This window comes from Streptomyces alkaliphilus (genome assembly GCF_014141535.1).
GTDB classification, from domain to species: domain Bacteria; phylum Actinomycetota; class Actinomycetes; order Streptomycetales; family Streptomycetaceae; genus Streptomyces; species Streptomyces alkaliphilus.
Genome location: NZ_VKHT01000251.1, coordinates 1 through 5,823 on the forward strand (window position 1 = coordinate 1; position 5,823 = coordinate 5,823).

The window sequence follows — 5,823 nt, forward strand, 5'->3', positions numbered from 1 at the left end:
CAGGCACCGGCCCGCGTGCCCCGGGACGCCGGGACGCCGATCCGCCACCGGGCACCCACCCCTTCCCCGCACCGTCTCCACCGGGCATTCATCGCACTCCCATGCGAACCCGTCCGAGCGGCACGCCCCACCGCAACCCGGCCACAAGGGGGTAACACCGTCCCACCGCCGAGCGGGGAGAGCACCTCGGCTGCGTATCCTCTGGGCATGCCGATACCCGCCACCACATCGCCGGTGCACGTCATCGGTGGCGGCCCCAGCGGCCTCGCCACCGCCGCCGCCCTGGTCCGGCGCGGCATCCGAACCGTCGTCGTGGAACGGGGCGCCGAGCCGGGTACCTCCTGGCGAAACCACTGGGACGGTCTGCGCCTGCACACCACCCGCCGCTGGTCCTCGCTGCCCGGGCTGCCGCTCCCCCGCTCCGCCGGACGCTGGGTCCCCCGCGACGAGTACGTCGCCTACCTCGAGCGGTACGCCCGCGCCCATCGGCTCGAGCTGGCCTGCGGCGTGGAGGTCTCCCGGATCGAGCGCCTCACCGGCCCCGAGGGCCCCGACGGGGCGGAGGACGGTGGACGCTGGCTGCTGCGGGCCAACGGCGGACGGGAACTGCGCGCCGCCGCCGTCGTCGTCGCCACGGGTGCCAACCGGGTCCCCCGGATACCGGCCTGGCCGGGGCTGGACGGTTTCACCGGGGAGTTCCTCCACGCCTCCGACTACCGCACCGCCGCGCCCCTGACCGGGCGGGACGTGTTGGTCGTCGGAACGGGCAACAGCGGCGCCGAGATCGCGGCGGAACTGGCCGCGGCCGGCGCCGGCCGGGTCCGCCTGGCCGTCCGCACGCCCCCGCACATCGTTCGCCGCTCCACCCTCGGCTGGCCCGCCCAGGCATCCGCCGTGCTGTGCCGGCGACTGCCGGTGGGCGTGGTGGACCGCCTCGCGGTGCCGATGACCCGCATGGTGCCGGACCTGACCCGGTACGGACTGCCGCGCCCGCAAAGCGGCCTGTACTCCCGGGTCCGCGAGGGCGCCATCCCCGTACAGGACATCGGCCTGGTGCGGGCCGTTCGCCGAGGACTGGTCGAACCGGTCGCGGCGGTGACCGGCTTCGAGGGGGACCGGGTCCTGCTCGCCGATGGTGAGCCCATCGCCCCCGAGGTGGTCATCGCGGCCACCGGTTGGCGACCGGGCCTCGAGCCCCTGGTCGGACACCTGGGGGTGCTCGACGACCGGGGTCGGCCGCGCGCGGAGGGCCGGGAGGGACCACTGCCGGAGGCACCGGGTCTGTGGTTCACCGGCTACACCCACCCCATCAGCGGCATGCTGCGGGAGATCGCCCGGCAGGCCCCGGGGGTGGCGTCCGCCGTGGCGCGCGAGGTGTACGAGCACCGCAGCGGGGAGAACGGCCGTCGGGCCCGACGGGTCGCCGCACGGGCCGACCGGGAGGCCAGGGCGGCCGTCGCGGCCGGCGCCGACCCCCGGGTCATCCCGGCCCGCACCGGGGCCTCGGGTCCGGCTGTTGAGGCGACGGCCGGCGCGGACGCCCCGGACCCGGCACAGACCCCGGACCCGGCGGGGAGTCCCCCACCGCCCGCTCGGAACCCGGGGACCCCGGAGCACGCCGACACCCCGACCCTTCCGGACACCCCGACCGGCGCCGGCGACCCTGATGCCCCCGTCGACCCGGCCGCCACCCGGCCACCCGCCGGTTCCGGTGCGGCGGCGGACGCGGCGGCCACGCCGGAAACGGTCGTCGGCGATCCGGCCGGCCCGACGGTGGACGCCACACCCGCGTCCGCCACGCCCGTGCCGGAGGAGGAGGCCCGACCGACCCCGGCGGGATGATCCGCCCCGGCCGGGGAGCCCCGCTTCACCTCGCGAACGGTCGCCGTGACGTGGCCGGAACCCGCCGGTCCCCCGCGACCCCCGGGCCGGCCGGCGAGCAGTCCACCTCGCACCAGATGCGCTTGCCGCCGGGCTGGGGGCGCCACCCCCAGCGGTGGGCGAGGGCCTCGACCAGTTCCAGTCCGCGTCCGCTGGTGTCCTCGCCGCCCGCCTCCCGTCGACGCGGTGGACACGGGGTCCGGTCCGCGACCTCGATGCGGAGCACAACCGGCGTCCCGCCGGGGGGCGCGGCTCCGACACCGCCCGTGGGCGCGATCCCGCACACGGCGCACCCACCGCGTCCGTCCTGCTCCGCCCGGGCCCCCCGGGGGGCCCCGGCGGGGATCACACGACCTCCGTGCCCGGTGGGCGGCACCGCGCCCCGCCCTGTCGGGGAGGGACGGGGCGGCGGGTGACGGTGGGCCGACCCGGCGGCGGGAAGGACCTCGAGCCGCAGCACCGCCGACCGGCCGGTGTGCACGACGGCGTTGGTGACCAACTCCGAGACCAGGAGCACCGCCGTGTCGGCCAGGTCGGCCGGCGGATCGGGGATGCCCCCGACGAACCGTCGCGTCCACGCCCTCGCCCGGGAGACCTCCCCCGGATCGGCCCCGACCTCCAACCGCTCCTGCAGTTCCTGCACCGCTCACACCATCCGAACCGGTGGAATCCGCTCCCGGCACGCCCGAAAGCTCCCCGGGACCGCGCCACGGCGCGCGAATCCCGGGACGAACCAGCATGGTTGACGGAGGACCCGCACAACAAGAACTTCCGGGTTATTCCGGCGCAAAGGAGTACGACCCGGTGCGATGTGCGAGGCTCGCCGGCCGTGTCCGAACACCGGTGGCGGCCCGGGGGAGCACTCGATGCGGTGAAAACCCCGGAAAGCCCCGGCAAATTCTTGAAACTCCCGGGAGCCCGGACATCGGGCGGGGACCGGCCTCAGGTGGGCAGCGGCTCCGCCGCGTCCCGGGCCGCGCTCTCCGGATCGGGGTAGTGCTCGAAGAGCCGGAGCACTCCCAGTGCCGCCAGGACCCGGTTGACGTGCGAGCCCTCGCCACCGGCCTCCGGCGGCAGGATGATCCGCAGTCGTCCGGCGCAGGACCGCAGCAGCCGACGTGCGGCGATCAACACCCCCACGCCGGTGGAGTCACAGAATCGCACCCCACCCAGATCGATGATCAGATCGCGACGCCCCTCGGCCACCGCGTCGTGCACCCGGCGGCGCACCGTCGGGGCGCTGACCAGATCGAGCTCTCCCTCGACCCGGAGCACCCACCAGGCACCGAGCCGTTCCTCCCGCACCGTCAAGGTCACGTCCCGCAGCCCCATTTCGCGATCGTCCGGCACCCGGGACGAGCGGCCGCCCGCGGGCCTTTCGGTCACCGACCCCCGATCGAGGGCCCGCTTCGCCCATCGCGATGCCCCGTTTCGGGCTGCTCAAGCCTCCGGGAACGCGCCGGGGCGCACATCACGCCGGCACACCATCCATCGGAGGGTGACCGGAGGGCGCGAGACATCAACCACACGCCGATCGGACCGGTCGCTCCCCGGCATCGCGTCGGGCTCTCCCGCACTCTACGGGCGACCTGCGGGCACCGCCGAAGGGGGTCGGCGCACCCGGCGCGATCCCTCACCGCGCGCGCCGGGGCGCCCCTCCCCGGCGTGGACCCGGCATGTCACCGTACGGAAGCCCGGCCCCACCCCGCCGGGCGCCGGTTCCCCCGGAAGGCGGGGGAACCGGAAGGCGGGGGAACGGGAAGTCAGGAGAAGACGACGGTTCGGTGCCCGTTGAGGAGCACCCGCCGCTCGCTGTGCCACTTCACGGCCCGCGCCAACGCCTGACACTCCACGTCACGCCCCACCGCCACCAGCTGCTCGGGACTCAGGTCGTGCCCGACCCGCTCCACCTCCTGCTCGATGATCGGCCCCTCGTCCAGCTCGGCCGTCACGTAGTGGGCGGTCGCCCCGATCAGCTTCACACCCCGGGCGTGGGCCTGGTGGTAGGGCTTGGCGCCCTTGAAACTCGGCAGGAAGGAGTGGTGGATGTTGATGATCCGCCCGTTCAGCCGCTTGCACAGGTCGTCGGAGAGCACCTGCATGTACCGGGCCAGGACGACCAGCTCGATGTTCTCCTCCTCCACGATCTCCAGCAGCCGGGCCTCGGCCTCCGCCTTGGTCCCGGAGGTGACCGGAATGTGATGGAAGGGCAGGTTGTAGGAGGCGACCAGCTCGGCGAAATCGGTGTGGTTGGAGACCACCGCCGCGATCTCCACCGGCAGCGCGCCGATCCGGGTGCGGAAGAGCAGGTCGTTCAGGCAGTGACCGAATCGGCTGACCATCAGCACCACCCGCATCCGCCGGTCCGCCGGATGCAGCTGCCAGTCCATCCGGAAGGAGTCGCCGATGGCGGCGAAGCTGGCCCGCAGCTTCGCCGGGGCGGTGGCGTCCTCGGCGGAGAAGTGGACCCGCATGAAGAACAGCCCGGTGTCCCGATCCTTGAACTGCTGGCTGTCCTCGATGTTGCACCCGGTCATGAACAGGTAGCTGGCCACGGCGTGCACGATGCCCGGTCGGTCCGGACACGAGAGGGTGAGCAGGTACTGCTCGGCCGGCTCCTGGTCCCGCTCGTCGCGGGAGGCGGTCGTGGAGGGAGTCATGCGCCCCAGCCTGGCACATCGCGCCGGCCGATCGGCGCCGATGACCGCGCCGTGAACCGATCGGCGGACGCCTCCACGGGACCGGGCTCCCGGGGCTCCTCAGTGACCGGCGACGGCGGCGGCCAACTCGTCCAGGGACCGGGGCGGGGCGTCGGGATCCTCACCGTCGTTGGTCGCCAGCAACACGTGGGCCTCCCGGGCCGCCCGCACCGCCTCCGGCCAGTCGGCGTGGTCGAGATAGGCGCCCGGCGGGGCGTCCGGCCCGACCCGGTGCATGATCCGCAGCACCCGCAGAACGGCCGCGTCCACCAGGGCCGCCTCCTCCGTGTCGCGGAAGATCGTGCCCACGTACTTGTCGGCCGACCAGTTGTCCAGCCAGGTGTCCTCCACCAGCCGGTAGACCGCGTCGGTGACGTCCCCGTACCCCGGAACGCCGGCGGCCCAGCGGTCCCGCTGGAAGGCCGGGTCGGAGAGCATGTGCAACCCGGAGCGCACATGCGCGCGCCAGCGCCACCAGGGCATGTCGTTGTTCGGCATGCCGTCCATGGTGGGCGAACGACGGGCTCGACGGGAAGAGCTTTCGGAAGCCTGCACGCAGCAGATGGTACGTTCCGTCCCGATCCGGCCCCCGACCGCCCCGGCCGGCGGCGCCGGGCCCCGCCTACAGGTCGCCGGCGGTGCGCTCGGGCAGGCCGTACTCCCGGGCGATCGGGTTCCACAGCTCGGCGGCCCGCTCCTTGGCCGCCGTCGCCTCGGCACCCGCCCGCTCGGCCTCCGCGGTGTTGTCGGTCCGGCGGGTCTCCCCGCGCCGGCACATCCGACGCCGGTCCTCACGCACCTCCAGGGCCCAGTCGGCGTACCGGTCGTCGGCGTCGGCGGACGCCTCCCACGCCTCGGTGAGCGCCCGGGACAACTCGCGGTGCTCCGGCAGGCCGTCCAGGGACATCCCGTGCAGGCGCATGACCTGTGAGGTGCGTTCCCCGGCCGCCCCGCGCAGCGTCTCGGCGGCCTCCTTCAGCTTCTTGCACTCCTCGATGCGGCCCACCGCCGCGACCACCGCCTCCCGGCTGCCGGCGCTCTCCTCGAGCAACTCGGAGAGCGCCTCGGCCCGGGCCGCGACGGCGGCCGGGTCGGGCCCCGGGTCGGGCTCGGGCTCGGGTTCGGGCTCGGGTTCCGCGCCACCGGCCGGGTCGGGGTCCCCGGCGAGCGGATCGACATCGGGCCCGGGGATTCCCGGCGGCGCGCCGTCACCCGCCGCGGCCCTGTCCCCTCCCCCGAACAC

The 5,823-nt window shown here is 74.7% G+C and carries 4 protein-coding genes and 2 pseudogenes; 1 reads left to right on the plus strand and 5 read right to left on the minus strand.

Annotated elements, in window-relative coordinates; genetic code table 11:
* Positions 1–207: 207 nt before the first annotated feature.
* Positions 208–1,371, plus strand: a pseudogene (locus FNQ90_RS10420) (flavin-containing monooxygenase); the annotation flags it as partial.
* A gap of 496 nt (positions 1,372–1,867) precedes the next feature.
* Here the strand turns inward: FNQ90_RS10420 and FNQ90_RS10425 are convergent.
* The 5 genes and pseudogenes from FNQ90_RS10425 to FNQ90_RS10445 form a co-directional block, all read right to left on the minus strand.
* Positions 1,868–2,524, minus strand: coding sequence for an ATP-binding protein (locus FNQ90_RS10425; protein WP_323379870.1), 657 nt, complete (start codon positions 2,522–2,524; stop codon positions 1,868–1,870).
* 299 nt (positions 2,525–2,823) lie between these two features.
* Positions 2,824–3,198 (minus strand): STAS domain-containing protein, encoded by a 375-nt coding sequence (locus FNQ90_RS10430; protein WP_143619380.1) that lies wholly within the window; start codon positions 3,196–3,198, stop codon positions 2,824–2,826.
* Positions 3,199–3,644: 446 nt separating this feature from the next.
* Positions 3,645–4,541 (minus strand): formyltetrahydrofolate deformylase, encoded by an 897-nt coding sequence (gene purU, locus FNQ90_RS10435; RefSeq protein WP_182606113.1) that lies wholly within the window; start codon positions 4,539–4,541, stop codon positions 3,645–3,647.
* Between the two features lie 99 nt (positions 4,542–4,640).
* Positions 4,641–5,087: an SCO4402 family protein gene (locus FNQ90_RS10440; RefSeq protein WP_182606114.1), complete on the minus strand. Its 447-nt coding sequence runs from the start codon at positions 5,085–5,087 to the stop codon at positions 4,641–4,643.
* A 115-nt stretch (positions 5,088–5,202) separates the two neighbouring features.
* Positions 5,203–5,823, minus strand: a pseudogene (locus FNQ90_RS10445) (hypothetical protein); the annotation flags it as partial.

Coding starts and splice junctions, on each gene's coding strand:
- purU (WP_182606113.1), bottom strand. CDS start 4,541: ATGACTCCCTCCACGACCGCCTCCCGCGACGAGCGGGACCAGGAGCCG.
- FNQ90_RS10440 (WP_182606114.1), bottom strand. CDS start 5,087: ATGGACGGCATGCCGAACAACGACATGCCCTGGTGGCGCTGGCGCGCG.